25 protein-coding genes are annotated in these 23,292 nt (G+C 69.4%); 12 read left to right on the top strand and 13 right to left on the bottom strand.

Annotated elements, in window-relative coordinates:
* Nucleotides 1-30: 30 nt before the first annotated feature.
* Entirely contained in the window at nucleotides 31-873 is an 843-nt protein-coding gene (locus AB0C26_RS02330) for an ATP-binding cassette domain-containing protein (RefSeq protein ID WP_360240194.1), read from the top strand.
* A 1,076-nt stretch (nucleotides 874-1,949) separates the two neighbouring features.
* Here AB0C26_RS02330 and AB0C26_RS02335 read toward each other — a convergent pair.
* Complete coding sequence (locus AB0C26_RS02335; RefSeq protein ID WP_360240197.1) at nucleotides 1,950-2,333, bottom strand: hypothetical protein; 384 nt, start codon at nucleotides 2,331-2,333, stop codon at nucleotides 1,950-1,952.
* Nucleotides 2,334-2,623: 290 nt separating this feature from the next.
* Here AB0C26_RS02335 and AB0C26_RS02340 point away from each other — a divergent pair, with 290 nt between their 5' ends.
* On the top strand, nucleotides 2,624-3,028 hold the full coding sequence (locus AB0C26_RS02340; protein WP_360240200.1) for a hypothetical protein: 405 nt from the start codon (nucleotides 2,624-2,626) through the stop codon (nucleotides 3,026-3,028).
* Between the two features lie 252 nt (nucleotides 3,029-3,280).
* On the opposite strand, the gene AB0C26_RS02345 is transcribed toward AB0C26_RS02340, so the two are convergent.
* Genes AB0C26_RS02345 through AB0C26_RS02355 form a run of 3 tightly spaced genes read right to left on the bottom strand, consistent with a single transcriptional unit; the run spans nucleotide 3,281 to nucleotide 5,122 of the window.
* Nucleotides 3,281-4,096 carry a hypothetical protein gene (locus AB0C26_RS02345; protein ID WP_360240203.1) on the bottom strand — a complete coding sequence of 272 codons (816 nt, stop codon included), beginning with the start codon at nucleotides 4,094-4,096 and terminating at the stop codon, nucleotides 3,281-3,283.
* Nucleotides 4,093-4,380, bottom strand: coding sequence for a hypothetical protein (locus AB0C26_RS02350; RefSeq protein WP_360240206.1), 288 nt, complete (start codon nucleotides 4,378-4,380; stop codon nucleotides 4,093-4,095). The genes AB0C26_RS02345 and AB0C26_RS02350 overlap by 4 nt, the downstream gene beginning before the upstream one ends.
* A 43-nt stretch (nucleotides 4,381-4,423) precedes the next feature.
* On the bottom strand, nucleotides 4,424-5,122 hold the full coding sequence (locus AB0C26_RS02355; protein WP_360240209.1) for a nicotinamide mononucleotide transporter family protein: 699 nt from the start codon (nucleotides 5,120-5,122) through the stop codon (nucleotides 4,424-4,426).
* Nucleotides 5,123-5,169: 47 nt separating this feature from the next.
* Between AB0C26_RS02355 and AB0C26_RS02360 the strand changes: the two genes are divergently transcribed.
* From AB0C26_RS02360 to AB0C26_RS02375, 4 genes are all read left to right on the top strand, one after another.
* Nucleotides 5,170-6,159, top strand: a complete 990-nt coding sequence (locus AB0C26_RS02360) for a magnesium transporter CorA family protein (protein WP_360240212.1) — start codon at nucleotides 5,170-5,172, stop codon at nucleotides 6,157-6,159.
* Nucleotides 6,160-6,168: 9 nt separating this feature from the next.
* A complete protein-coding gene (locus tag AB0C26_RS02365) occupies nucleotides 6,169-6,825 on the top strand; it encodes an ATP-binding cassette domain-containing protein (RefSeq protein WP_360240215.1) in 657 nt (218 codons plus the stop codon).
* Nucleotides 6,822-7,490, top strand: a complete 669-nt coding sequence (locus AB0C26_RS02370; RefSeq protein WP_360240218.1) for a hypothetical protein — start codon at nucleotides 6,822-6,824, stop codon at nucleotides 7,488-7,490. The genes AB0C26_RS02365 and AB0C26_RS02370 overlap by 4 nt, the downstream gene beginning before the upstream one ends.
* Nucleotides 7,491-7,841: 351 nt before the next feature.
* Complete coding sequence (locus AB0C26_RS02375) at nucleotides 7,842-8,459, top strand: DUF6518 family protein (protein WP_360240221.1); 618 nt, start codon at nucleotides 7,842-7,844, stop codon at nucleotides 8,457-8,459.
* 11 nt (nucleotides 8,460-8,470) lie between these two features.
* Here AB0C26_RS02375 and AB0C26_RS02380 read toward each other — a convergent pair whose 3' ends face one another.
* Nucleotides 8,471-9,115, bottom strand: coding sequence for a DUF6308 family protein (locus tag AB0C26_RS02380; protein ID WP_360240224.1), 645 nt, complete (start codon nucleotides 9,113-9,115; stop codon nucleotides 8,471-8,473).
* A 21-nt stretch (nucleotides 9,116-9,136) separates the two neighbouring features.
* Between AB0C26_RS02380 and AB0C26_RS02385 the strand changes: the two genes are divergently transcribed.
* The gene (locus tag AB0C26_RS02385; RefSeq protein ID WP_360240227.1) at nucleotides 9,137-9,511 is read left to right on the top strand and encodes a hypothetical protein; all 375 of its coding nucleotides are present in this window, start codon (nucleotides 9,137-9,139) and stop codon (nucleotides 9,509-9,511) included.
* A 277-nt stretch (nucleotides 9,512-9,788) separates the two neighbouring features.
* Here the strand turns inward: AB0C26_RS02385 and AB0C26_RS02390 are convergent, their stop codons facing one another.
* Entirely contained in the window at nucleotides 9,789-9,947 is a 159-nt protein-coding gene (locus AB0C26_RS02390; protein ID WP_360240230.1) for a hypothetical protein, read from the bottom strand.
* Between the two features lie 143 nt (nucleotides 9,948-10,090).
* Here AB0C26_RS02390 and AB0C26_RS02395 point away from each other — a divergent pair, with 143 nt between their 5' ends.
* Both AB0C26_RS02395 and AB0C26_RS02400 read left to right on the top strand, forming a co-directional pair.
* On the top strand, nucleotides 10,091-10,657 hold the full coding sequence (locus AB0C26_RS02395) for an NAD(P)-binding oxidoreductase (RefSeq protein ID WP_360240233.1): 567 nt from the start codon (nucleotides 10,091-10,093) through the stop codon (nucleotides 10,655-10,657).
* A 119-nt stretch (nucleotides 10,658-10,776) separates the two neighbouring features.
* Complete coding sequence (locus tag AB0C26_RS02400) at nucleotides 10,777-12,162, top strand: non-reducing end alpha-L-arabinofuranosidase family hydrolase (RefSeq protein WP_360240236.1); 1,386 nt, start codon at nucleotides 10,777-10,779, stop codon at nucleotides 12,160-12,162.
* A gap of 83 nt (nucleotides 12,163-12,245) precedes the next feature.
* On the opposite strand, the gene AB0C26_RS02405 is transcribed toward AB0C26_RS02400, so the two are convergent.
* The 4 genes from AB0C26_RS02405 to AB0C26_RS02420 form a co-directional block, all read right to left on the bottom strand.
* Nucleotides 12,246-12,821 (bottom strand): hypothetical protein, encoded by a 576-nt coding sequence (locus AB0C26_RS02405; protein WP_360240239.1) that lies wholly within the window; start codon nucleotides 12,819-12,821, stop codon nucleotides 12,246-12,248.
* A gap of 80 nt (nucleotides 12,822-12,901) precedes the next feature.
* Nucleotides 12,902-13,399, bottom strand: coding sequence for an NUDIX hydrolase (locus AB0C26_RS02410; RefSeq protein ID WP_360240242.1), 498 nt, complete (start codon nucleotides 13,397-13,399; stop codon nucleotides 12,902-12,904).
* A 44-nt stretch (nucleotides 13,400-13,443) separates the two neighbouring features.
* Nucleotides 13,444-14,421: a winged helix-turn-helix domain-containing protein gene (locus AB0C26_RS02415; protein WP_360240245.1), complete on the bottom strand. Its 978-nt coding sequence runs from the start codon at nucleotides 14,419-14,421 to the stop codon at nucleotides 13,444-13,446.
* 193 nt (nucleotides 14,422-14,614) lie between these two features.
* Complete coding sequence (locus AB0C26_RS02420; RefSeq protein ID WP_360240248.1) at nucleotides 14,615-15,121, bottom strand: RICIN domain-containing protein; 507 nt, start codon at nucleotides 15,119-15,121, stop codon at nucleotides 14,615-14,617.
* A 442-nt stretch (nucleotides 15,122-15,563) separates the two neighbouring features.
* Between AB0C26_RS02420 and thrS the strand changes: the two genes are divergently transcribed.
* Nucleotides 15,564-17,588, top strand: coding sequence for a threonine--tRNA ligase (thrS, locus tag AB0C26_RS02425; RefSeq protein ID WP_360240251.1), 2,025 nt, complete (start codon nucleotides 15,564-15,566; stop codon nucleotides 17,586-17,588).
* On the opposite strand, the gene AB0C26_RS02430 is transcribed toward thrS, so the two are convergent.
* A complete protein-coding gene (locus AB0C26_RS02430) occupies nucleotides 17,564-17,812 on the bottom strand; it encodes an SCO4226 family nickel-binding protein (RefSeq protein WP_360240254.1) in 249 nt (82 codons plus the stop codon). The genes thrS and AB0C26_RS02430 overlap by 25 nt on opposite strands.
* Before the next feature lie 82 nt (nucleotides 17,813-17,894).
* On the opposite strand from AB0C26_RS02430, the gene AB0C26_RS02435 reads away from it, so the two are divergent.
* Nucleotides 17,895-20,645 (top strand): AAA family ATPase, encoded by a 2,751-nt coding sequence (locus AB0C26_RS02435; protein WP_360240257.1) that lies wholly within the window; start codon nucleotides 17,895-17,897, stop codon nucleotides 20,643-20,645.
* Nucleotides 20,646-20,648: 3 nt separating this feature from the next.
* Here AB0C26_RS02435 and gap read toward each other — a convergent pair whose 3' ends face one another.
* Together gap and AB0C26_RS02445 are read right to left on the bottom strand one after the other, a co-directional pair.
* The gene (gene gap, locus AB0C26_RS02440) at nucleotides 20,649-21,650 is read right to left on the bottom strand and encodes a type I glyceraldehyde-3-phosphate dehydrogenase (protein ID WP_360240260.1); all 1,002 of its coding nucleotides are present in this window, start codon (nucleotides 21,648-21,650) and stop codon (nucleotides 20,649-20,651) included.
* 76 nt (nucleotides 21,651-21,726) lie between these two features.
* Nucleotides 21,727-22,716 (bottom strand): helix-turn-helix domain-containing protein, encoded by a 990-nt coding sequence (locus AB0C26_RS02445; protein ID WP_360240262.1) that lies wholly within the window; start codon nucleotides 22,714-22,716, stop codon nucleotides 21,727-21,729.
* Between the two features lie 74 nt (nucleotides 22,717-22,790).
* On the opposite strand from AB0C26_RS02445, the gene AB0C26_RS02450 reads away from it, so the two are divergent.
* Nucleotides 22,791-23,246, top strand: a complete 456-nt coding sequence (locus AB0C26_RS02450) for a hypothetical protein (RefSeq protein ID WP_360240265.1) — start codon at nucleotides 22,791-22,793, stop codon at nucleotides 23,244-23,246.
* Nucleotides 23,247-23,292 lie beyond the last annotated feature (46 nt).

The raw sequence follows: 23,292 nt of genomic DNA on the forward strand, positions 1-23,292 counted from the left end.
CAGCCCGCGTTCTTCAGTAGCGTGTGGCCCATGAACGGACTCGCCGTCGCCTGCCGCCGCGTCGTGCACATCTACCGGGCCGAGGCCGGCGACGTGGTCGCCCTGGCCGGCGTCGACCTGTCCATCGCGCCCGGCGAGACCATCGCGCTGGTCGGGCCGTCCGGATCCGGCAAGTCCACACTGATCGCCCTGCTGGCCGGCCTGATGCGGCCCTCGGCCGGGCGGATCAACATCGGCACGTACGACATGGGAAAGCTCTCCGACGGCGAGGTGAGCCGCCTGCGCGGCACGGAGATCGGCGTGGTCCTGCAGGGCGCCGCCCGCAACCTGCTGCCGTACGCGTCGCTGCACCGCAACATCTGGCTGGCCCAGCGCCGCGCCGCGCACACCCGCGGCATCACCCTGGACGACCCCGACCGCATCCTCGACCTGGTCGGCCTGCCCGGCCAGGGCCGCCAGCGCCTGTCCGACCTGACCCCGGGCGGCCGGCAGCGAGCGGCCCTGGCCGTCGGCATAGCCACCGGCCCCGGCCTGCTCCTGGTCGACGAGCCGACAAGCCGCCTCGACACGGCCGGCCGCGACGAGGTGCTGGCCGCCATGGAAACGGTGAACGCCGAACGCCAGACCACCATCGTCGTGGTCACCCACGACAACGAGGTCGGCGCCCGCCTGGGCCGAGCCGTGACCATCCGCGACGGCCGCGTCGGCGCCGAGGGCCGCGACGGCCAGGACTTCGCGGTGGTCGCCGGCGACGGCACGGTCCAGCTCCCACCCGAGGTCCTGGGCAGCTACCCACCCGGCACCCTCTTCACCGTCCAGCACATCGACGGCGAGGTAACCCTGGTCCCCGGCGGAACCGAACACGTCGCCTAGCAACTCCGAAGCGCCGCCGCCGACCGGGTCCGCACGGGCGCCGTTCAGCCGTCTTGCGGGACGCAACGCGTACGAGCCTCAGATCGAGGACCTGACGCCCCGCCCTGCTGACCCATCGCTCTTCTCGACCCCCACCCGGACACCGTGGAGTCGGGGGCCAACGTCGGCGCGGTGGAAGGAACTGGCCAAGTAGCCAACGGTAGCTACTTGCGGGTTGTGAGCCGGGCGCTGCGGCGTCCCCCCGCATCCGACCCTCAGGCGCTCCGCCTCGGCCCGCGCAGCCGCCGCCTCCGAGCGGGCTCGATAACGATCTTCCTCGAAAACCAGGACGCCGGCCAAGCCGTCCAACGCCTGAGCCACAGCTGCCCGCCAGTCGGCCAAGTCATACAGGTCTGCCGGATCCTCCGGCCGCATCTTCCGGACCCGGCGAAGCTCACGGGCGGCAGCTTTCAAGGGTTCGACCATCGACAGTCTTCTCGTGTGCTCGTGTCCCAACGACTCGATCCGGATCGATCCAGCGGCGAATGCCCAACGGCAAGGCCTCTATCCGGCACGGGGACCTCGCGTTGGCCTACCGCATTTTCGTCGAGACGAGCACGCGTCAGGCTGAACGCGGCACGCCCCGCAGCGCGCGACGGCTCTCCGCCCGGCCACCGCGTACGGTCCGCGGCCACGCGAGGGGGTCGAGATGCGATGGCCTGGTGACCTGCGCAGATTGCCAGTATTGTCGCGAGGCGCGCCGGGCAGATGCGGATGGGAAAGTCCGTTACCAGCATTTACTGCTGACGACCGCAAGGTATGAGCCGGTTCGAGTCCGGTAGCCCCGGCGCGCCCGGACCACGGCAGGTAAGTGAGCGCTCGCTGCGGACGGCGGCCGTCCTCGAATGCGGTAATCACACGCCACATACCCGGTAACGACCGGGTGGCAGTCGCCGTCGTGAGGTTCACCCGAGCGACACCGCCACCCGGGTACGCAGCCCTTGCCCCGCCGCTCACTTTCGTCACACCTGCCACACTTATATGCGGCATGAGCATGTGCCGCCGCAGGTCGATCGGCAGTACTCGACAACCCGCCGCTACTTTGCTTGCCCGCATCCGGATTCCTCAAGCTTGCAGCTGAAGACCACCTCTTCGACCCCGGGTAATTGCTTCATGTCGGCCTTGAACGTTCCGGCCTTCAACTGGTCGTAAACGTCGAAGTCCTTCGTGAGGACCTTGTAGGTCTGCGGGGCACCCGGCGGAAGAGTCTGCAGGTCCGGCGGCCACGAGCTGACCGACGCGACGCCCGGTGTAGCTTGCAAGCGCTGCTCGATGTTCTGCTTATCGACCGAAGTGACGTCCTGCTTTAGCAGGACCCAGATGGGGCTCACCGGGTCAATCCCTGGATCACCATAGGTCGGCTCGCCTGTGCAACCGGCCAGGCCGATTAACAACATCACCGCGATGATCACTTTTCGCATTACGGCAGTCTATGGGGATGGAGAACCCACGAGTGGCCACGGGCGTCAGCCTTGGCCGCCCGGGAGGTGGTGTTGCGTCCAGCCGAGGCAGACGCCGGCGAGGTGGTTTGCGCGCCCCGCCGGCAGCAAAGGCGTCGAAGGGCCTTCACCATCTGCGGCATCGTGGGCGCCTCCCGGAATCCTCGGCGAGCGCCGGTGGCCCACGAGACCTGTTGCGCGCCCGACAGGGACCGAATACGCGTGCGATTTGCGGCAAATGAGGGCGCTAGAGACCTACCCTGCCTTCAGATGTGAGGCACGATCACGGCGGACAGGACGGCGGCAACATGGCGGATTTGGTTAAGGATTTCCTGTGGTCGGGCATCGAAGATTTCACCGGGCTGTGGGACGCCGCCTCTATCGCGAAGGCCGTCGAGGGGCTCCTGTCGCTTGAGACGGCTCGCGACAGGGCCCGAGCCGTCCTGGAGTATCTACTGGCCGAAGAACTTGTCGACCTCTACGTGTTCCGCGGGCTACCACAGAACGACGCCGTACCGGTTGCTCTGGAGCAGCAAGCTGGGCTGTTGCGCGACGTCCGGCATTGGTCAGCACCCGGAAAGGAAGATGATGTCTCCGTATGGTTCGACACCACAGAAAAGGGCTTCGAGTGGTATTGCGAGCTTTACAACGGAGGTGTTCTTCTGTACCGAAAATGACGCAACAGAATGCGGTCACCCGTTTTCCGACGCACTCAACTCGGCATTAGAGTGCACCCGATCACGGCATAAAGGGGCCGTTCTTATAGCGCCCGCCGCTTCATCCAGGCGAGCGATTGCCACCATCGGAGAACACTTCCGTTGCGCACGATCCGCTGGGGCGCGGCGAGCCGGGTCACGCGACCGAGGTCGGGAGCCTGTTCGGCGCTGCCGACTTCGACCGGCGGGATGTGGGCGGCGCTGGCCGGATGTCTAACGGTCGAGGGCGGACAAGTGCTGTTCGCGTTGGACGCGGGCTCGGCTGGAAGCGTCGCCTCGTAGGGACTCGTCCTGGGCTCGGGCGGCGAGCAAGAACTGCTCGGCTCGGGCTCGGAGCAGGCGGGACGCGGTCTCGCGGTCGTGGGTGGGCAGGCCGGTGGCGGTGGCGATGAGGTCGGGCTGTTCGGTGATGAGGCGGTCCTGGATCAGTGGGTGCAGGCTCTGCCACCATTCGGCGCGGTGTCTGGGGGTCCAGGCGGTCAAGGTCGGGCCGTCGATCTGTGGGCTTTCCGGGAGCGTGTCGGCCGGGCCGAAGTCCTCGCGGTAGCTGTTGCGGGCCAGGATCGCGGTCGCGCGCTGGTCGGCCTCGTCGGCGCGGGCCAGGATCTGGGCGATCTGCTGGGCGTACGCGTCGATGGTGGCCTGGGTGACCGCGCCGGCGAGGGCGAGCGGGACCGTGATCTCGCCGGCGGCCAGGTCGATCTCGAGGCCGTGGCCGTGGGCCTCGGTGACCAGCTGGCCGAGCAGGCGGCGGCACTGGTCCAGGTCGTCGGCGAACTCGCGGGCGGCGACGGCGGTGGCGACGCAGTTGTCGTGGGCGTTGCCGAGGCGTACCCGCAAGCGAACGCCTTTGTCCCGGGCCAGCTGGGCGGCGTCACCGGAGAACCAATGGTCCTCGAGGTCGCTGGTGCGCAGGGTGAGGTCTTCCACGGCGCGGTCGATGCGCAGCGCGAGCCGCCTCCACTGCTCGGCGACACCCCGGACCGCCGCCAGGTCGGCCCGCAGCAGCGCCGGCAAGCTGATGGTCACGGCATCCTCCCGGCCGACCTCTCGTCGGCGACCAGGTAGGCCAGCGCCGACGTGCGGAGTTCCACACCGTACGCCCGGACCTCGCCGGCCAACTGGCCGAGCGTGACCTCCCAGTCGAAGCCCGACTGGGAGAGCCGGGACGGGCACATGAGCGAGCCTTCGACGGCCTCGCCGGCCCGCATGGCCCACCCGTGGATTCCGGCGGCGTCGGCGGCGAGCCGGTCGCCCACCTCGGCCACCTCGTCGCCGTCTCGCATCAGCGCGGGCACGTTCATGCCGGTCATAGAATCACCTTCCGTGTCGTTGTCACTACGGAAGGTACAAAAGCTATGCCAGTACGGGGGTGGGGTGCGGCTCGGTGCGCGTCAGGCGCAGCCAGACCACGAAACCCCAGATCACGAACGCGGCGTACACCGCGTACAGGACGGCCGAGGGGTAGTACTTGAAATGCAGTAGTTCGGGTACGCCGACCAGGTCCACCGCGATCCAGCACAGCCAGAACTCGACCCAGCCGCGGGCCATGGCGTACGTGGCCAGCATCGAACCGACGAAGATCCACGAGTCGGCCAGGTAGTACCACCACGGGACCGGGAAGCCGGCGCCGACCGCGCGGAAGACGAAGAAACAGACCAGCACCGCGACGAGCGCCCCACCCCCGTACAAAAGCCTCTGTCTCGGTGTCGCCCAATGGGGTGTGACAGCGGTGCCGTGGGTGCGGACCCGGTTGTTGTGCCACCGCCACCAGCCGTACACGCTGGCGATCAGGAAGAAGACCTGCCGGGCGGCCTGGCCGTACAGCGGGGTGCCCTGATCGTTGCCGATCGCCTGGCCCGTGAAGACCGTGAAAAGCAACACGTTGCCCACGATGCCGACCGGCCAGGCCCAGGCGTTGCGGCGCAGGCCGAACAGGGCCGAGCCCAGTCCGAAGGCGTTGCCGAGGATCTCGCGGTAATAGATCGCCTGGTCGGCGGTCACCTGCCATTTGGCGGTGTACAGGGTGGTCAGCGCATGATCGAGCCAGGTCACGGCTCATGGTAAGTGGGAATCCCGCACCGCCGGGGCATAGTGGCAGTGTGACCTCCCCCGCCACCGCCACCCGCCTCTACGAGGACGGCAAGGTCGTCGCCGAGAATTTCCCGTGCGAGGACGGCCCCGCCATGCTCGACCAGCACCCGGGTGCGGTGCTCTGGGTCGACCTGCTCCAGCCGGAAGCGGCCGACCTCCAGTCGATCGCCGGTGTCTTCAACCTGCACCCGCTCGCGGTCGAGGACGCCCTCGAGAACCATGAGCGGCCCAAGCTCGACCGCTATCCCAACCACATCTTCCTCAACGTGTACGGGGTCGACGTCGCGACCGGAAACCCGGCCACCTTCGGCAAGACCGAACTCAGCGTCTTCGTCACCGACCGCGCCCTGATCACCGTACGGAAATCGGACAGCGACACCACCCGGCTCGTCCAGCGGTGGGACGCCAACGCCGACCTCGGCAAGGGCGGCGGCGTGGCGTTCCTGCTGTACGGCCTGCTCGACGTCGTCGTCGACGGGCACTACGCGGCCACCCAGCAGCTCGACGCGTCGATGGACAGTGTGGAGGACGCGCTGCTGGAGGAGGGCGGCGCGCCCCGGCCGGTCCGGGTGCGGGCCATGGACCTCCGCAAGATAATCGCGGCCCTGCGCCGGGCCATCGCGCCCATGCCCGAGCTGGTCGGCCAGGCCATGCGGGCCGACCTCGGGCTCGTCGACGAACACTTGATGCCGTACTACCGCGACGTCGAGGACCACGCCAAACACACCGTCGACCAGGTCGAGCACTTGCGCGATCGCATCGAGGGGCTGCTGCAGGCCGACCTCGCCGAGCAGGGCAACGTGCTCAACGACGTCACCCGCAAACTGGCCGCCTGGGCCGCGATCGTGGCCGTGCCGACCGCGGTGACCGGCTACTTCGGGCAGAACCTGCCCTATCCGGGTTACGACCGTTTCTGGGGCTTCCTGCTGAGCACCGCCCTCATCGTCGCGATTTCCGGCGGGCTGTACGTCTCCCTGAAGCGCCGTGGCTGGCTGTAGCCTCCCCTGATGACGACGCTCCGGGTGGAAGAGGCGGACATCGCCTGGGACAGCGAGGCCCCCGTGCTGCGCGGCGTCACCGTGCAAGCCGAACCGGGCGAGATCCTGGCCGTGACGGGAACCTCGGGCGCGGGGAAGACGACGCTGCTCAGCGCGATGGCCGGCCTGCTGCCGCCGGTCACCGGCCTGGTGCTGGCCGACGGTGAGAAGGTCACCGACCGCGACCAGGCGGTGCGACTGGGCATCGTGCTGATCCCGCAGGACAACGGCCTGGCCGCCATCCTCACCGCGGCCGAGAACATCTCGGTGGCGGTGATCGCCACCGGCGGCACCCCGGCCGAGGCCCGCCGCCGCACGGCCGAGTCGCTGGAGCCCCTGGGCCTCTCGGCGCAGGCGAACCAGCTCATCGAGGAGCTGTCGGGCGGCCAGCAGCAGCGCACCGCGATCGCCCGCGGCCTGGCCCTGCGCGGCGACGTCCTGCTGGCCGACGAGATCACCAGCGAACTCGACGCGGCCAACCGCCAGCGCGTGCTCGAACTGCTGAAAGCGGAAGCCGCCCGAGGCGTGGCCGTCGTCTTCGCCACCCACGACCCGGAGGCGGCCGCGGCCTGCGACCGCGAGCTCCACCTCGCCGACGGCGAGGCGGTCTGGGCCCGGCCCCGGTGACGGTTCACGAGCTGGCGCGCGCCCTGCCGGACATCGCGGTGCTGCGGGACCGGTGTCGAGTGCTGGCGACGCTGGAGGCGATCATCGAGCCGGATTGGGAGTACAGGTACTACTCGTTCGATTCGCGATGGTCGCCGGGCGAGCAGATGGCCGCCATGAGCAACGGAGCCGGCGACGAATGGTCGATCGTGTTCTCGCCGGCCGGCGCGTTCGTCCGGGGCTTCGACCACGAGTCGCCGATGAGCCCGGCCGGCAACGACGACGAGTTGTGGCCGGGCCTGGTCGACACGGTGCCCGAGGTCTTCTCGGCCTGCGTGGCCGAGCCGGCGTTCAGCTTCGACGGCGTGCTGAAGGCGACGGTGTGCCTGTGGCGGCAGCACGCTGACGAGCGCTGGCACACCGGAGAGCTCGTCTTCCCGGCCGGCGACGATCCCGACGGCGCCGGGTGGTTGTTCCAGGGTCTCGTCGAGGGCAGCCCGGAGGCGTACCAGAAATTTGCCGAGGACTACCACGAGAGGCCGGTGGACCTGGCGGCCGTCGCCGAGATCTTCGCGATGCGCCCGCTCACCGACGACCTGGTGCGCCGTCTGAACGCCGATCTCAGGCTCGCTGATCTCGCCGAAGATCTCGCCGAGATCGGCTGCTCTTCATGGTCGGCTGGGTGAGGTTCATTCGATGACGTTGCCGTAGGGATATCCGATCCACGGATCCCAAGGGTGGGCAACGGTCGTCCATCGCCTTCTTGACCACCACGTAGTCCGCGGGAGCGCGTCGATACATCAGGTCCACGAGGGGGATGTCCGACTCGACCCGGCCGTCCTCCCAGCGGGCGTCATAGCGCACCACCCGCCTGGGGCGGCGCAGCCACCTCGACTTCTCCAGCCGCGCGGTGGCCCGGAAGGCAGTGGGGTTCTCGTCTTTCACGACCGCGGTCTGCCTTTCGGTGGATCGCCGGGCCGTGTGGTCTGTCCGCGGTTCGATGTGCCGGGCTCCTCGGCTTCCTACGATCAGCGATCATGGCAATCAACCGGAACGTGGCCGTAGTGGCTCCCGTCGCGGGCGTGCTTCTGGGCGTTCTCGACTTCGTATGGATCAAGTATGTGCCCTTTCCGTTCGGCGGGCTGGGCAACTCCGTGGCCGTCTGGGCCGTGGTGGCGTTCCTGCTCACCTTCCGCAGCCGGTGGACGTTGCCGGTAGGCATCCTCGGCGCGGTCGTCTGCCTGGTCCTGGCCGTACCGAGCTACTACCTCGCCGCCACGCTCATCCAGAACGACGCCCCGGCGAACATGTACAACGCAACCGCGTTGCTCTGGATGGGTTCGGGCGTGCTGGCCGGCACGGTCTTCGGCGCGGCGGGCGTCCTGGCACGAACCGGCGGCCGTCTCAGCACAGCCGCCGCGGCCATGCCCGGCGCGGTGCTGTTCGCCGAGGCCACGATGCAGCTCAGGCGCATCGGAGACCCGAGCTACCAAACCGCCGACACCATTGAGTACGCCGTCGTCCTGATCGCGGCGGGAGTGGCACTCACCGTGCTGGTGGGCCGGTCCTGGCCCCAGCGCGGGCTCGCGCTGCTGCTCGCCCTTCCACTGACCGCCGTCGGATACGTCCTGCTGTCCCTGACCGGATTCCGCTGAGATCCCGGCCGTCACGAGGTGGGTTCGCTGACGCCGGCTTTGGCCCGTGCGGCCTGAGCAGCCCGTGATCGGCTGTGCCGGGTCCAGATCGCCACATCAAGCAGTCGCAGAAGACTCGCCGAGCCGCCGTGGGCGGGCCGGAGTGCTTCGATGCCCTCGCGGAGCGCGTGCGCGCGCAGTGCCGCGGCGAGCGTCTCCCAAAACTTGTTCTTCGGTGGCGCGAGCACCCGAAGCACGACACGGTCGTGGATGGGCACGAGGCGAGGTCGTTTACGGGCGAGGAGTTTGCTCGCGATCACCGGGCCGATTCCGGGAAGCTTGCTCAACGAACTGTGCAGGAACGTCGCCGTCTCCAGGACGTCACGCGGAGCGTTCCATAGGTCCACGTCGCCGGGTATGGCGGCGAGCCGGGCCGAGATGTCGCTGTCGGCCGCCAGGAGTCTGCGGACCGCGAGAGGCCGCCACGTGATGTCGAGCAGGGAGGTCGCCAGCAGATCGTCAAGCGTGAGGGCATGGGGCGGATTCTGACCAAGGAGGTCGAACGTAGCGCCGGCGAACGGCCCCTCCGGGTCGAAGTAGCGCTCGACGAGTCGGCCGATGGCAGGAGTCGCGAGCACTTCTTCGATCCGAAGCCGAACGAGTTCTTCAGACTGCATCGCGCGAGCATAGGGCGTTCAATGGCCTTTGTGATCACTGCGAAAGCCGTTTTCGAGGTCGCGCCGCTGGGCGCCTCGTTTGCTCCGCCGTGGCCGGTTGATGTGATGATCCTGATCATCAATGGTGGGCTTCGCCTGCATGACTCGGCGACCGGAAACGTTGTGGTGCCCGGCTGCTGCGCCGGTTTGGAGGACTGGCGTGACTGGGCTGACGCTCTGTCCGGCAGCCCTGTCTGGCTGGGCCACGACCCCGAACCGCAGATCGAGATGATCGGTGACGACCTGCGGATCCGGCAGGACGGCGCACACCGTGACCACGATGCCCCGTCCTACGTCGACGTGCCTCGAGATCTGCCGCCCGCCCTGCTGCTCGACGTTCGGCACGATCTTCGCTAACGCCCCGTTGACCGAACGCGGCCGATTGCGGCTGGCCCCGGTGCGTCGTGGACGACGGCTGGCCGCTGCGCCGGGCCGCGGAATGGCCGAGCCCGCGTCCAACGCGAACAGCACTTGTCCACCCTCGACCGCCAGGCTCCGGCGCCACTTTCGCGGATGGCGAAGGTAAATCTCGCCGGAGGCGGAGGCAGGTCGACGCGCAAGGGCGGGGCGTCGCCGCGAGTGCTCAGGCCGGCCGCGGCCGGAGCCCGTCGCAGGCGATCTCGATCATGCGTTGCTATGCGGTGTCGTCACCGTCGCGAGCGGCGCAGTCGGCGATGAGAGCCTTGACGTCGGCACTGTCGGCGTCGCCGCGCACCGCTCCGGCCTGCTGCGCACGGGTGAGCAGGCCCGCCAGGGCCACGTTGAAATTCAGGAGCGCGCGATCGTACGACACGGCATCGGGCCCTCAGGCCCGCAGCGGGCGGGATCCGCTGATGTTGTATCGCACGATCTCCACGCTGCGGACGCCCGGCATCGGCGATGCGGTCCGGGCGGTCCCGGCCAGGTGGGTGGCGAGCTGCGCCTCAGGAGAATCCCTTGCGCCTGGCTGTTTTCGGTGCGGCCGGCCGCGCCGACCGCACCGTTGTCGACCACGCCCTCCGACAAGGCCACGAGGTTCGCGCCCTCACCCGCGACCCGGCGGCGGTGGCCAGGACGCTCAACGGCGCTGACGCGATCGTCAGCACTCTCGGCCGGCAGCGGCGAGGCCCCGGCATCTGCACCGATGGCATTCGGACAGTGCTGTCCGCCGCAGCCGGCAACGGCCCGCGTCGTCTCATCGTCCTGAGCAACTACGGGGTCGCGGACAGCCGCCGCCGCACCGCGTACGTCGCCGTGTCGTGGCTGATCGAACGGGCCGCACTCAACGACAAGGAGCAGATGGAAGTATTCATACGGGACACCGCCTGGACCATCGTCCGCGCATCCGTACTCACCACCGGTCCCCGAACCGGCCGCTACCGCACGGGCACCGACCTGCGGCTCTCCTTCACCGCGCGGGTGTCTCGCCCCGACCTGGCGGAGTTCCTGCTCACCGAGCTTCAGCCGTCTGGCACCGCCACGCATCCATTGATAGACCCAAATTTGTTTGGCGACTTCTGTTGAAAGTTCCGGAGTGCTCTCGTAACATACGAGTAACGTTGTTAACGTTAACAAAGCGATCCACTCGGCCCTGAGAGGCGCCACCTCCGCCTAGGAGCGAATCTGTGAACAGATCCAGACGAATGAATGCCGTTCTCGCCTCGACCGGCGCTGCGCTGGTGGTGTCGGCTGCGCTCGCGGTGACGATGCCGGCCAATGCCGCCGCGGCCGGCTGCTCGGTCGACTACACCATCGCCTCGCAGTGGCAGGGCGGATTCGGCGCCAACGTGTCCATCAAGAACCTCGGCGACGCGCTGAGCGGCTGGACGCTGACCTGGACGTACGGTGCCGGGCAGACGGTGACCCAGTCGTGGAACACCTCGCTGACCCAGAACGGTTCCTCCGTGACGGCCAAGAATGTCAGCTACAACGGCTCCATCGGCACGAACGGCGAGGTGTCGTTCGGCTTCAACGGCTCGTCGAACGGCAGCAACCCGATCCCGTCCGACTTCGCCCTCAACGGCGTGGCCTGCACCGGGGAACCGACCACCACCACCCCGCCGTCAAGCCCGCCGCCATCGAGCCCGCCGCCGTCGAGCCCGCCGCCGGCCTCTTGCGCGCTGCCCACGTCCTACCGCTGGTCGTCGACCGGCCCGCTGGCGCAGCCGAAGTCCGGCTGGGCGTCACTCAAGGACTTCACCATCGCCCCCTACCAGGGCAAGCAGCTGGTGTACGCCACCACCCACAGCAGCAGCGCCACCGGCGGCTGGGGTTCGATGAACTTCAGCCTCGTCGACAACCTCAACCAGCTCGGCTCGGCCAGCCAGAACACCATGAGCCAGGGCGCCGTCGCGCCGTCGCTGTTCTACTTCGCGCCGAAGAACATCTGGGTCCTCGCCCACCAGTGGGGTCCGACGTCGTTCTCGTACCGCACGTCGACCAACCCGGCCAACGCCAACGGCTGGTCGGCCCCGCAGACCCTGTCGACCGCGAAGATCACCGACTCCGGCACCGGCGTGATCGACCAGACGATCATCGGCGACGACCAGAACATGTACCTGTTCTTCGCCGGCGACAACGGCCGGATCTACCGCCAGATCATGCCGATCGGCAACTTCCCGGGCAGCTTCGGCTCCACCTACACGACGATCATGAGCGACACCTCGGAGAACCTCTTCGAGGCGCCGCAGGTCTACAAGGTGCAGGGCCGCAACCAGTACCTGATGATCGTCGAGGCCAGGACCAGCTCCTGGGAGCGCTACTTCCGCTCGTTCACGGCGACCAGCCTCAGCGGCACCTGGACGCCGAACGCGGCGACCTACAACAACCCGTTCGCGGGTAAGGCCAACAGCGGCGCCACCTGGACCAACGACATCAGCCACGGCGAGCTGCTGCGCACCAGCGCGGATCAGACGAACACGATCGACCCGTGCAACTTGCAGCTGCTGTACCAGGGCCGCGCCACGAACTCGGGCGGCGACTACGGCCTCCTGCCGTACCGGCCGGCTCTACTGACCCTCCGCCGCTGATCCCGACCAGGTAAGACAACGAAAGGCGGGCCCGGTGTCCACCGGGCCCGCCTTTCGGCCACCAATCGGCACCGATGCCCGCGTCAGCTCCAGTCGGTCCGGTAGCCGTCCGGGCGCAGGAGCCGTAACAGCTCGGCGTCGTCCGGGACGTGGGTTTCGGTGATGATGCGGCGCAGCCGTGTCACCATGTCCGGGCGCTCGCCCGGGACACGAGCCTCGACCATCAGGTCGCCCGCCCGCCGGCGTACGGTCGTGGCCGGGTCGCTGTTGTCGGTGTCGAGTTCCTGGAGCAGGGTGTACCCGTCACCCAGATCGGTGCAGACCACAATGGCGGTGGCGTCGCAGCTGACGCCCCAGACGGGTGCTCCGCGTTCGTCGGGCAGCAGGACGGAGTATCCGATGATGTCCGGCGACGTATCGCCGGTGGCCGGGAACGACAGGGTCATACCGTAGGCGCTGATTTCGCCGGCGACTCGATCGGCCGGCATCCCGTCCGGGACGCGTAGTTCGTCGAGGCGGCGGTTCCAGCCACGGGTGAGGTCGGCCAGGTCCCGCCGGTCCTTCGCCTCCCGGTAGGAGCGCTGCAGCAACAGCGTCGACGCCGCACAGGCCAGCACAGCCGCCACGAGGGCCGTGACCCACTTCTTGGTCGTTCCCATCGCGATCATCCTCGGCCATTCGGCGCGAAGGGTGGTGGTGATCCTGTAGTGATGCGGTGCAGAAGGGGGTCTCCCGATCGCTACGGGCTGACCCCCGGTACCGGGCGGCCGTCCTCCAGATAACGCACTCGTTTCGCCTTCCAAGCGGCCCGTACGCGACGTCGCACGGGTCCGCTCAGTAGCGGCAGCGCCGCGTCGATCGGCAGGATCCGGCTTTCGGCGATCTCGATCGGCTGGATGACCACCGTGTCCAAGACGGCGTCGTCGAAGACGCCGCAGTCGAAGAGGAAGCGCATACCACCCGGGCGGTGAGGCCGAGGCCGGCGGAAGTCGACGCACCTGAGCCGCCCCGCGGTGACTTTGAGGCCGCACTCCTCCTCAGTTTCGCGGCGACATGCCTCCCACGGTGACTCGCCGATCTCGACAACCCCACCCGGGATCGTCCAGCCGCCCTTGTACGTCGGTTTCAGGATGAGCAGGCGGTTCTTGCGCCCACGTATCAGCGCGCCGGCCGAGGCCGGGATGGCCGGGAGCGCGAACGTCAGCTCGGGCAGCTCACCGGCGTTGACGTCGTCCATGACAAGCATGCTAGATCCGAGATCCGGACAGCGTTGAAGACTGGTCAGTGGCGGCGAAGCAGGGATGTTCCGAGATCCGTCACCCGATGGATCATCATGTTGCCGTGCCGGTGACTGGCGATCAGGCCCGCGTTACGCAGCACAGTGGCGTGCTCGCTGACCGTCGCCAAGGAGGCGCCGGTGAGTCGGGCCAGCTCGGAGGTCGTGGCGCCGGCCCAGGTCAGCTGGAGCACCGCGGACCGAGTACGGCCGAGCAGCCTGATGAGCCCCGGAGGCGGGCGGACGAGTTCACCGGAGGCGCGCTGCACCGGGTGCACGAGCACCGGCGGCAAGTCGGGGTCGGCGAGCGCGATCGGGTAACGCCAGCAAAAGTACGACGGCACCAAGGTGAGGCCGCGACCGCCGAGCTCAAGGTCACGGTCCACCGGATAGCCGGCGACGGTGAGAACCGGCGGATCCCACCGCACAGTCGGCCCGAGACCGTGCAGCAGGTTGCCGGGCCCTTCGGTGAGCACCTGAGCGGCACGCCGGGCACGGTCCGCGGCCAGCGTCGCCGAGACAGTCGCGAGGTGCGGCTCGATCGCGAGCCGATAGAAGTCGCGCAGCGCGGCGCCGAGCCGGTTCAGCGCCGCCGGGCGGCCCGCGGCGACGTCGGCGACGGCATTGCGGGCGTACGCGGGCGGGTCGAGGCGGCCCAGTTCCCGCCGCAGGCGGCGGACATCGGTGCGCTGAATCCGGTCGATCGTGACGTCGAGGTCCGCGCTTGGAGCTGGAGTGAGCAGGTCAGGGAAGTAGGCAGACCGCGGCAGCAGCGGAACAAGGAATTCGCGGATCGCCGGCAAGCCTCCGGCCTGATGCAGGTTCGCGCGCAGTTTCTGGCGCCAAGCCGTGTAATCGTGGCGGCCGAGCGGGGTCTGGAGACGGTGTACCGCGCAGACCGTTTCCCACATCGGGTCGTGTGTGCCCAACACCTGTGTTCGGCTGAGGTCGGCTACGCCGAAGTGAATGCGCAAGCTCCCCATGGCATCCACGATGCGGACTCACGCGCGAAGAACGTACCTACTTGTCGACATGTCGACAGGTATCAATACGTACCACCGTGGGTGGCTCGGCACGTAACCCCTGGTGGTCTCCCATGTCGGGAGCCGGCGCCCCCGGCGGGCGTCGTTCAGCGTTCTGGTCATCAGCCGTTCCCTCCCCCCGCGAGCGAACGTGTTACATCTGGTACCAGGTCCAGTCGTCGAAGCTGCTCTGGCACACGTGCATGACGATCCCGGTGCCGTTGTACTCGTCCGATGGCGCGATGCAGAAACCGTCCACGTACCGCGGCTCGAATTTGTAGTAGTCGTGGCCGTTCTCCCGGCCCGCGAAGACGACCGACCAGTGCGTCGCCCAGTTGCCGTCGCAGGCCAGGTTGTAGATCGGCGAGTCGCCGTGTACGCCGTTGCTGCCGAGGCATCGGCCGGTCTTCGCGTTGCGCAGGTGGTAATACAGACCCTCGACCAGATCGAAGTAGTAGTACTGGTTGGTGGCCTTCACGCATTGCCAGAGATACGCCTGGCCACCGGCGTTGTTGCCGTCCAGGCACATCGACGTGTAGTTGCGGTGCTCGATGCGCCAGCGGGAGGCCGCCAGGGCCGCCTGCGGGGGTTGGGCGAAGGTCGCGAGGAGCATCGCGACGAACGCGACGGGCAGGATCCGCCATTTTCTTGTGAGCGTCATGGTGCGAGGGTGCGCAACCGGTCGCGGGCGTACAAGAGACATTCGGGCGTGGTCGAAACACTTTCAGTACAGCCCGGAAGGGCGGCGGCGGCAGCGGACAGCTTCTTACGCATGTGAGCCCCCAGTGGATGCTGGATACGGCGGGGTCAACAGGGGTCGATGGATTGGACCCGGTGCCACCCCATGCAGAAGGATTGCTCTGCGTACGCGCCGGGCGCACAGAAGTTGCAGTACGGGCATGGCGTAGCGGCCTGCGCGGCACCGCCCACGACCGGCATGGCGAACAACGCAAGAACGATCGCTGAGCCCGACGATGCCGCGACCCGGCGTCTGGTGCGGAGCGGGTGAACCGGTGACGGAAAAGCTTGCTGCCTCATCGCGGGAATTTTCGGGCGGATAGCATCGTCAAGGCCTACGCATGCTTTTCGTAAAGGAGATCACCGTGTCCGCATCCCGTACCCCCGCTGTGGCCGACCCTCTCGTCGTCCCGGCCGGGACTACGGCCGCCGACGCGGTGGCCGCGGCCGGACTGCCGATGAACGGGCCCAAGGCGGTCGTCGTCGTTCGGGACGCCTCCGGTCGCCTGCGTGACCTCGACTGGCAGCCTGAGCTGGACACCGACGTGACGCCGGTGGCGATCGACGAGCCGGACGGGCTCAACGTGCTGCGCCACTCGGCCGCGCACGTGCTCGCCCAGGCCGTACAGGACATCTTCCCCGAGGCCAAGCTCGGCATCGGGCCGCCGATCGAGAACGGCTTCTACTACGACTTCGACGTGCCGAAGCCGTTCCAGCCGGAGGATCTGCAGAAGCTCGAGAAGCGCATGCAGGAGATCGTCAAGGCCGGGCAGAGCTTCCGCCGCCGGGAGTACCGGTCGCTCGAGGAGGCCAAGGTCGAGCTGGCCGACGAGCCGTACAAGCTCGAGCTGGTCGACCTCAAGGGTGACGTCGACGCCGACGAGGTCATGGAGGTCGGCCACGGCGAGCTGACCCACTACGACAACGTCGACAAGGACGGCAAGCGCGTCTGGGGCGACCTGTGCCGCGGCCCGCACCTGCCCACCACCCGGTTGATCCCGGCGTTCAAGCTGATGCGGTCGGCCGCCGCCTACTGGCGTGGCAGCGAGAAGAACCCGCAGCTGCAGCGCATCTACGGCACGGCGTGGCCGTCGCGGGACGAGCTCAAGGCGTACCTCAATCGTCTCGCCGAGGCCGAGCGCCGCGACCACCGCAAGCTCGGCACCGAGCTCGACCTGTTCTCCTTCCCCGACGAGATCGGCAGCGGTCTCGTGGTGTTCCACCCCAAGGGCGGCATCATCAAGCGCGAGATGGAGGACTACGTCCGCGCCCGCCACATCGAGGAGGGTTTCCAGTACGTCTCGTCGCCGCACATCACCAAGGAGGGGCTGTTCCACACCTCCGGGCACCTGCCGTACTACAAGGACACGATGTTCCCCCCGATGGAGCTCGAGGGGGCGAACTACTACCTCAAGGCGATGAACTGCCCGATGCACAACCTGATCTTCAGGTCGCGCGGGCGGTCCTACCGTGAGCTGCCGCTGCGGTTCTTCGAGTTCGGTACCGTCTACCGCTACGAGAAGTCGGGCGTGGTGCACGGCCTGACCCGGGTCCGCGGCCTCACCCAGGACGACTCGCACTCGTACGTGACCGCCGAGCAGGCGCCGGGCGAGATCAAGCACCTGCTGAACTTCGTGCGCTCGCTGCTCGACGACTTCGGCCTGGACGACTACTACCTGGAGCTGTCGACCCGGGACCCGAAGAGCGACAAATTCATCGGCTCGGACGAGCAGTGGGCGGTCGCGACCAAGGTCCTGGAGGACGTGGCCGCCGAGTCCGGGCTCGAGCTGGTGCTCGACCCGGGCGGCGCCGCCTTCTACGGTCCGAAGATCTCGGTCCAGGCCAAGGACGCGATCGGCCGTACGTGGCAGATGTCGACCATTCAGTACGACTTCAACCAGCCGGCCCGCTTCGGGCTGGAGTTCCAGGCGGCCGACGGCACCCGCCAGGAGCCGGTGATGATCCACTCGGCGAAGTTCGGCTCGATCGAGCGTTTCTTCGGTGTGCTCGTGGAGCACTACGCGGGCGCGTTCCCGGCCTGGCTGGCGCCGGTGCAGGTGGTGGGCATCCCGATCCGCGACGACCACGCCGCGTACCTGGAGGAGTTCGTCCAGAAACTGCGCAAGCAGGGCATCCGCGCCGAGGTGGACCACTCGACCGAGCGCATGCAGAAGAAGATCCGCACCGCTCAGCAGCAGAAGATCCCCTTCATGGCGATCGCCGGCGACGACGACGTCAACGGGGGCACGGTGTCCTTCCGCTACCGGGACGGTTCGCAGCGCAACGGCGTCGCCGTCGACGACGCCGTCGCGCACGTGGTCGAGATCGTCCGCTCGCGGACGAATGTGAACCCGTCGGCCGCGGATCAGACCTCGACGGTCAACTCGTAGACCTCGGTCGTCGGGTGGCCGGCGCGTTCGTGAACGCGCATGACCGCCTCCTTGCTCGGCCCGGTGCTCAGGCAGAACACTTTGCCTGCCTCCGGGTCGAGCCAGGCCCGCTCGAAGTGCACGCCCTCGTCCCCCTCGATCTTGAGGTCGGCGTCGTGGGCCGCGCTCAGCTGCTCGGCGGTGACGCCGTGGAATCCGCTGTGTACATCCATGAATTTCGCCATGTCCCAAGCCTGGCCGGGGCCGCGGCGTCGGACATCGGTCAGAGCACCTAAGAAGCCGGCGCGGCCGGCCTAAAGTCGCGGGGTGACGCTCAGCAGCCCCGTGCTCGTCGGGCGCGACGACCTGATCGCGCTGGCCGAGCGGCGACTGGCCGCCGCCACCGGTGAGCTGCTCTTTCTGGCCGGTGAGGCCGGCATCGGCAAGACCCGGCTGCTCGGCGAGATCGCCGGCCGGGCCCGGGCGGCGGGCTACCTCGTGATCGCGGCCGGCGCCGCGCCCGGCGACAGTGAGATCGCCGGCGGGATGCTGGCCGACCTCGGGGCCGAGATGCGCCTCCGGCCGGAGACGGCGGCCGCCGGGGAACGGCTGGCCGCACGGCTGCACGAGCTGGCCGACGGCGACCAGCACCGGCAGCGCCGCCTGCTCGTGGCCGACCTGGCCGACCTGATCGCCCGGCCCGGCACGGCCGGGCCGCTGCTGGTCGCCTGCGAGGACCTGCACTGGGCCGACGACCTGACCCTCGACGTGATCGGGCGCCTGGGCGCCCGCGCCAAGCAGGGGCGTCTGATGGTCGTCGGCACGTACCGCAGCGACGAGCTCTACCCGCGGGTGCCGATGCGGCGGTGGCGTACCCGCCTGCTCACCCAGCGGCTGGCCGAGGAGGTGCGGCTCCCCCGCCTCGACCCGGCCCAGACGGCCGCCATGGCCACCGCCATCGCCGGGGCCGGCCTGCCGCGATCGGTCACCGCCGCCGTGCACGCGCGCAGCGACGGCATCCCCCTGCACGTCGAGGAGTTCCTGGCCGCCGGCACCGACGACGGCGTACCGGAAACGCTGGCCGATGCCGTGCTCGCGCGGGCCGCCGCGTTGTCGCCGGCGGCGAGGGCACTGGCCGAGGTGGCCTCCGTGCTGGGCCGCTCCTTCGATCTGGGCCTGCTGACCGCGATCACCGGTGCCGGCCCGGACGCGGTGGACGACGGGCTGCGCGAGCTCACGGCGCGGTTCTTCGTGCGCCCGCGCGACGACCGGGACGGGTACGACTTCCGGCACGCGCTGATCCGGGACGCGCTCTACGCCGACATCGCCCCGCATCGGCGGCGGGATCTGCACGCCCGGGCCGCCGCCGCGGCCGCCGGCTTTCCGGACGCGTTCCTCAGCGACCAGTACGAGCGGGCCGGCCTCACCGACCGGGCCTTCCGGCACGCGCTGGCGGCCGCCACCGAGGCGTCGGCCATGTCCGCGCACCGCGAGGCCGTCCAGCTCTACCGGCGGGCGCGGCGCACCTGGCCGGCCACGCTGCCGCCGGCCGAGCGGGCCGGACTGCTGGCCGCGCTGGCCGCCGAACTGGCCGCCGTCGACGACAACACCGCGGCGGCCGACTGCTACGAGCAGGCGTATCGGCTACGGCTCGACCGGGGCGACGGCCCGGGGGCGGCCGCGCTTCTGCCCGACTGGGTGGCCGTACGCCATCTGCTCGGCGCCGGCCTGACCGAGCGCACCGCCGCCCTGCGCGACGCCCTGCCGCTGGTCGCCGGCCGCGCGCCCGAGCGGGCCCGGATCCACGCCGCCCTGTCCGCCGCGTACATGCTGGACCGCCGGCTGACCGAGGCGATCGCCGACGGCGAGCTGGCCCGCGCCCTCACCAGTGACTTGCCGGACGACGGCGGCCATCAGGTGCGCTGCGACCTCGACGCGACGGTGGGGTCGGTGTTCCTGTTCGCCGGGCGCATGACGGAGGGCACGGAGCTGCTGCGCGGGGCGATCACCCGCTCGGCCGGGCTGCGGCTCGAGGCGCAGGCCGCGCGGGCGTACCGGATGCTCGGTTCCAGCCTGTCCGTGCTGGTGGAGTACCCGCGGGCCGCCGATGTGCTCGAGGAGGGGATCGCCTACGCCGCGCGGGCCGAACGGGTCAACGACGAGCACTACATGACCGCGCACCTCGCGCACGTGCGGTGGGCGACCGGCGCCGTCGAGGAGGCGTCGATGCTGGCCCGGCGGGTGCTGGCCGACGGCGGCGGCATCACCACGGAGATCACGGCCCGGCACGTGCTCGGCTATGTCGCGCTGAGCCGCGGCCGGTACGACGAGGCCACCACACATCTCGACGAGGCCGCGCGGCTCGGCGCCGCGATGCGTGAGCTGCAGCGCCTCTCCCCCGCGTGGTGGGGCCAGGCCGAGGTGGCTCTCGCGCGCGGCGATCTCGGCACGGCCCTGGGCCTCTGCGAGGAGGGCTTCGCGGCTTCCTCGCGCGTGCGGGACGCGGCCTACCTTTTCCCGTACGTGGTGACGGGCACCCGGGCGCACCTGACGGCCACCGGCCCGACGGCCGCCCGCGACTGGTGGCGGCGCGCGTCGGAACTGCTGCACGAACGGGGCATCCCGGGCACGCTCGGCGCCATCGACCACGCCGAGGGCCTGATCCTGCTGCACGAGGGCCAGACCGGGAAGGCGCGGGTGGCCCTGGCCTCGGCCGCCGCGTTCTGGGCGGCCCGGGGACGGTTCTGGGAGGGCACGGCCGTGCTGCTCGATCAGGCCCGGTGCGCGACCCGCTCGCGCCGGCCGGCGGACGCGGCCGCCTTCCGCGAGGCCGCTGTCACGGCGTACACGCAAGCGGGTCTTCCCGGTCCTGTCTCCTCGCCGCCCTCGGAACCGGCCGTGCTGTCGGCGCGCGAGATGGAGGTGGCGCGGCTCGTGGCCGAGGGCCGGACCAACCGCGAGATCGCCGTGGCGCTGACCATCGCGCCGAAGACGGCGGCCGCCCACGTCGAGCACATCCGCACCAAGCTCGGCGTCTCGCGGCGAGCCCAGATCGCGACGTGGGTGGCCGCCCGGTGAGCCTCAGACGGTGGCGGCCAGCAGCTCCAGCGTGTCGATGACGCGGTGGGAGAAGCCCCACTCGTTGTCGTACCAGGCCACGACCTTGATGTTGCGGCCCTCGACCCGGGTCAGGGCCGAGTCGAAGATCGACGACGCCGGGTTGCCGACGATGTCGGAGGAGACCAGGGCATCCTCGGAGTATTCGAGAACGCCGGCCAGCCGGCCGTTCGCCGCCGCCCGGTAGGCCTCGAGGACCTGCTCGCGGGTGACGTCACGGGCGACGACGGTGTTGAGCTCGACGATCGAGCCGACCGGCACCGGCACGCGGATCGAGTCGCCGGACAGCTTGCCGTCGAGGTTCGGCAGCACCTTGCCGATGGCCTTGGCGGCGCCGGTCGTGGTGGGCACGATGTTGACCGCGGCCGCCCGCGCCCGCCGGGCGTCCCGGTGCGGGCCGTCCTGCAGGTTCTGCTCCTGGGTGTACGCGTGGACGGTCGTCATGAAGCCGTGCTCGATGCCGGCCAGCTCGTCGAGGACCTGCGCGAGCGGGGCCAGGGCGTTCGTCGTACAGGAAGCGTTGGAGACGATGGTGTGGGCCGCCGGGTCGTAGGCGTCGCTGTTGACCCCGACGGCGATCGTCACGTCGGCGCCGTCCGACGGCGCCCCGACCAAGACCTTCTTCGCGCCGGCGGCCAGGTGGGCCTTGGCCGCCTCGGCGGACGTGAAGCGCCCGGTCGCATCGAGCACGAGGTCCACGCCGAGCTCTTTCCACGGCAGGTCGGCCGGTACGCGCTCGGCCAGCACCTTGATGCGCCGGCCGTCGACGACGATCGTGTCCCCCTCGACGGTGACCGGGCGGCCGAGCCGGCCCGAGGTGCTGTCGAAGGCGAGCAGCCGCGCCAGCGCCGTAGGATCGGCGAGGTCGTTGACGGCCACGATCTCGAGCTTGCTGTCCCGTTCCAGCAGGGCGCGCAGCACGTTGCGCCCGATGCGGCCGAATCCGTTGATCGCGATGCGTGTCATGCCCTCAAGACTGTCCGCCGGCCCGGAAGCGTGACAGCGGCGCGAGCGCCATGGTCCGTAAGGATCGCGCCAACGCCTACTCAGCGAACGTGTGCCGGTACTCGGTGGGCGTCGTCCCGAGGATCTGCCGGAAGTGCAGCCTCAAGTTCGCCCCGGTGCCGAGCCCCACGTCGGCCGCGATCTGCTCGACGCTGCGCTCGGAACGTTCGAGCAGTTCCCGCGCGACGTCGATGCGGGCCCGCATCACCCACTGCATGGGGGTGTACCCGGTGTCCTCGACGAACCGCCGCGAGAACGTCCGCGGCGACACCCGCGCGTGCCGGGCCAGAATCTCCAGCGTGAGCGGCTTGCCGAGCCGGTGCAGCGCCCACTCCCGCGTCGCCGCGAACCGTTCACCGAGCGGCTCGGGCACACTGCGCGGCACATACTGCGCCTGACCCCCACTCCGGTACGGCGCCGCCACCAGCCGCCGCGCCGCGTGGTTGGACGCGGCCACACCCATGTCCCCGCGCAGAATGTGCAGGCACAGGTCGATCCCGGACGCCGCCCCGGCCGAGGTCAGCACGCTGCCCTCGTCGACGAAGAGCACGTTCTCGTCCACCCGCACATGCGGATACTTGGACGCCAGTTGCCGCGTGTAATGCCAGTGCGTGGTGGCCCGCCGCCCATCGAGCAGCCCGGTCGCCGCCAGCGCGAACGCGCCGGTGGAGATCGCCGCCAGCCGCGTCCCTCGTTCGTGGGCTCCCCGTAAAGCCCGCACCACTTCCCGCGGCGGATCCTCCTGGTCGGGCCGCCGATATCCGGGGATGAAGGCGATGTCCGCCCACTCGAGCGCGTCAAGCCCGTCCGCCACGTGATACGACAGCCCGTCCCCACCGGTCACCAGCCCGGGTCTGGCCCCACAGACCTTCACCTCGTACGGCATGCTGGCCCGCGTCGTGAACACCTGAGCCGGAATCCCGACGTCAAGGGGTTTAGCCCCTTCAAGCACAAGCACAGCGACACGGTTCAGGCGGGTAGCGGCCACGCATGAAAAGGTAGCCACGAACGCTCCCCACCCGGTCATCGGGCCTACCAAGCCCTCGAGGGCACGCACCATCGGCCGATTGACGGGGCACCGCACGCGACTAGCGTCTTCCTATGGCCATTGGTGCTTCGATCCGCGACGTGGGTCTGGCCGCGCTGGTTGCCGCCGCGCTGTGGACGGCGCTCGTGCTGGCCGCCCCCGTGCTCGTGACCAACGTCGGGGCGGGGCTGATCGGCAGTGTCGCGGCCGGCGCCGTCGTGGCCGTACGGCGGCGCCGTGCCGGCCCGGGAGCGCTCGCCTCGGCCGTCAGCGCCCTGCTGATCGCGCTGGTGATCTCCTGGGCGCTGCCCTCGATCCCCGGCTTCGTCAGCCACGACCATCCGCCGGTCCACACCCCCGCCACCCGCATGGCCGACCCGATCGGTTTGCTGGCCTTCGCGGTCCTGCTCGTCCTGATCACCGGAGCACTCCAAGCCCGTACCAGCGCCCGCAACCGCCACCGGGCCCGCCGGGCCACCTCGCCGGCACCGGGCCCGAACGAGATGGTCGTCGAGCGCCCCGCCCCCTGACAGCGATCGCTCATACCGCGGTCGCCACGCTATGGCGCATGTTCGC

Origin of the sequence: Actinoplanes sp. NPDC048796, assembly GCF_040650035.1 — a bacterium.
Classification (GTDB): Bacteria; Actinomycetota; Actinomycetes; order Mycobacteriales; family Micromonosporaceae; genus Actinoplanes.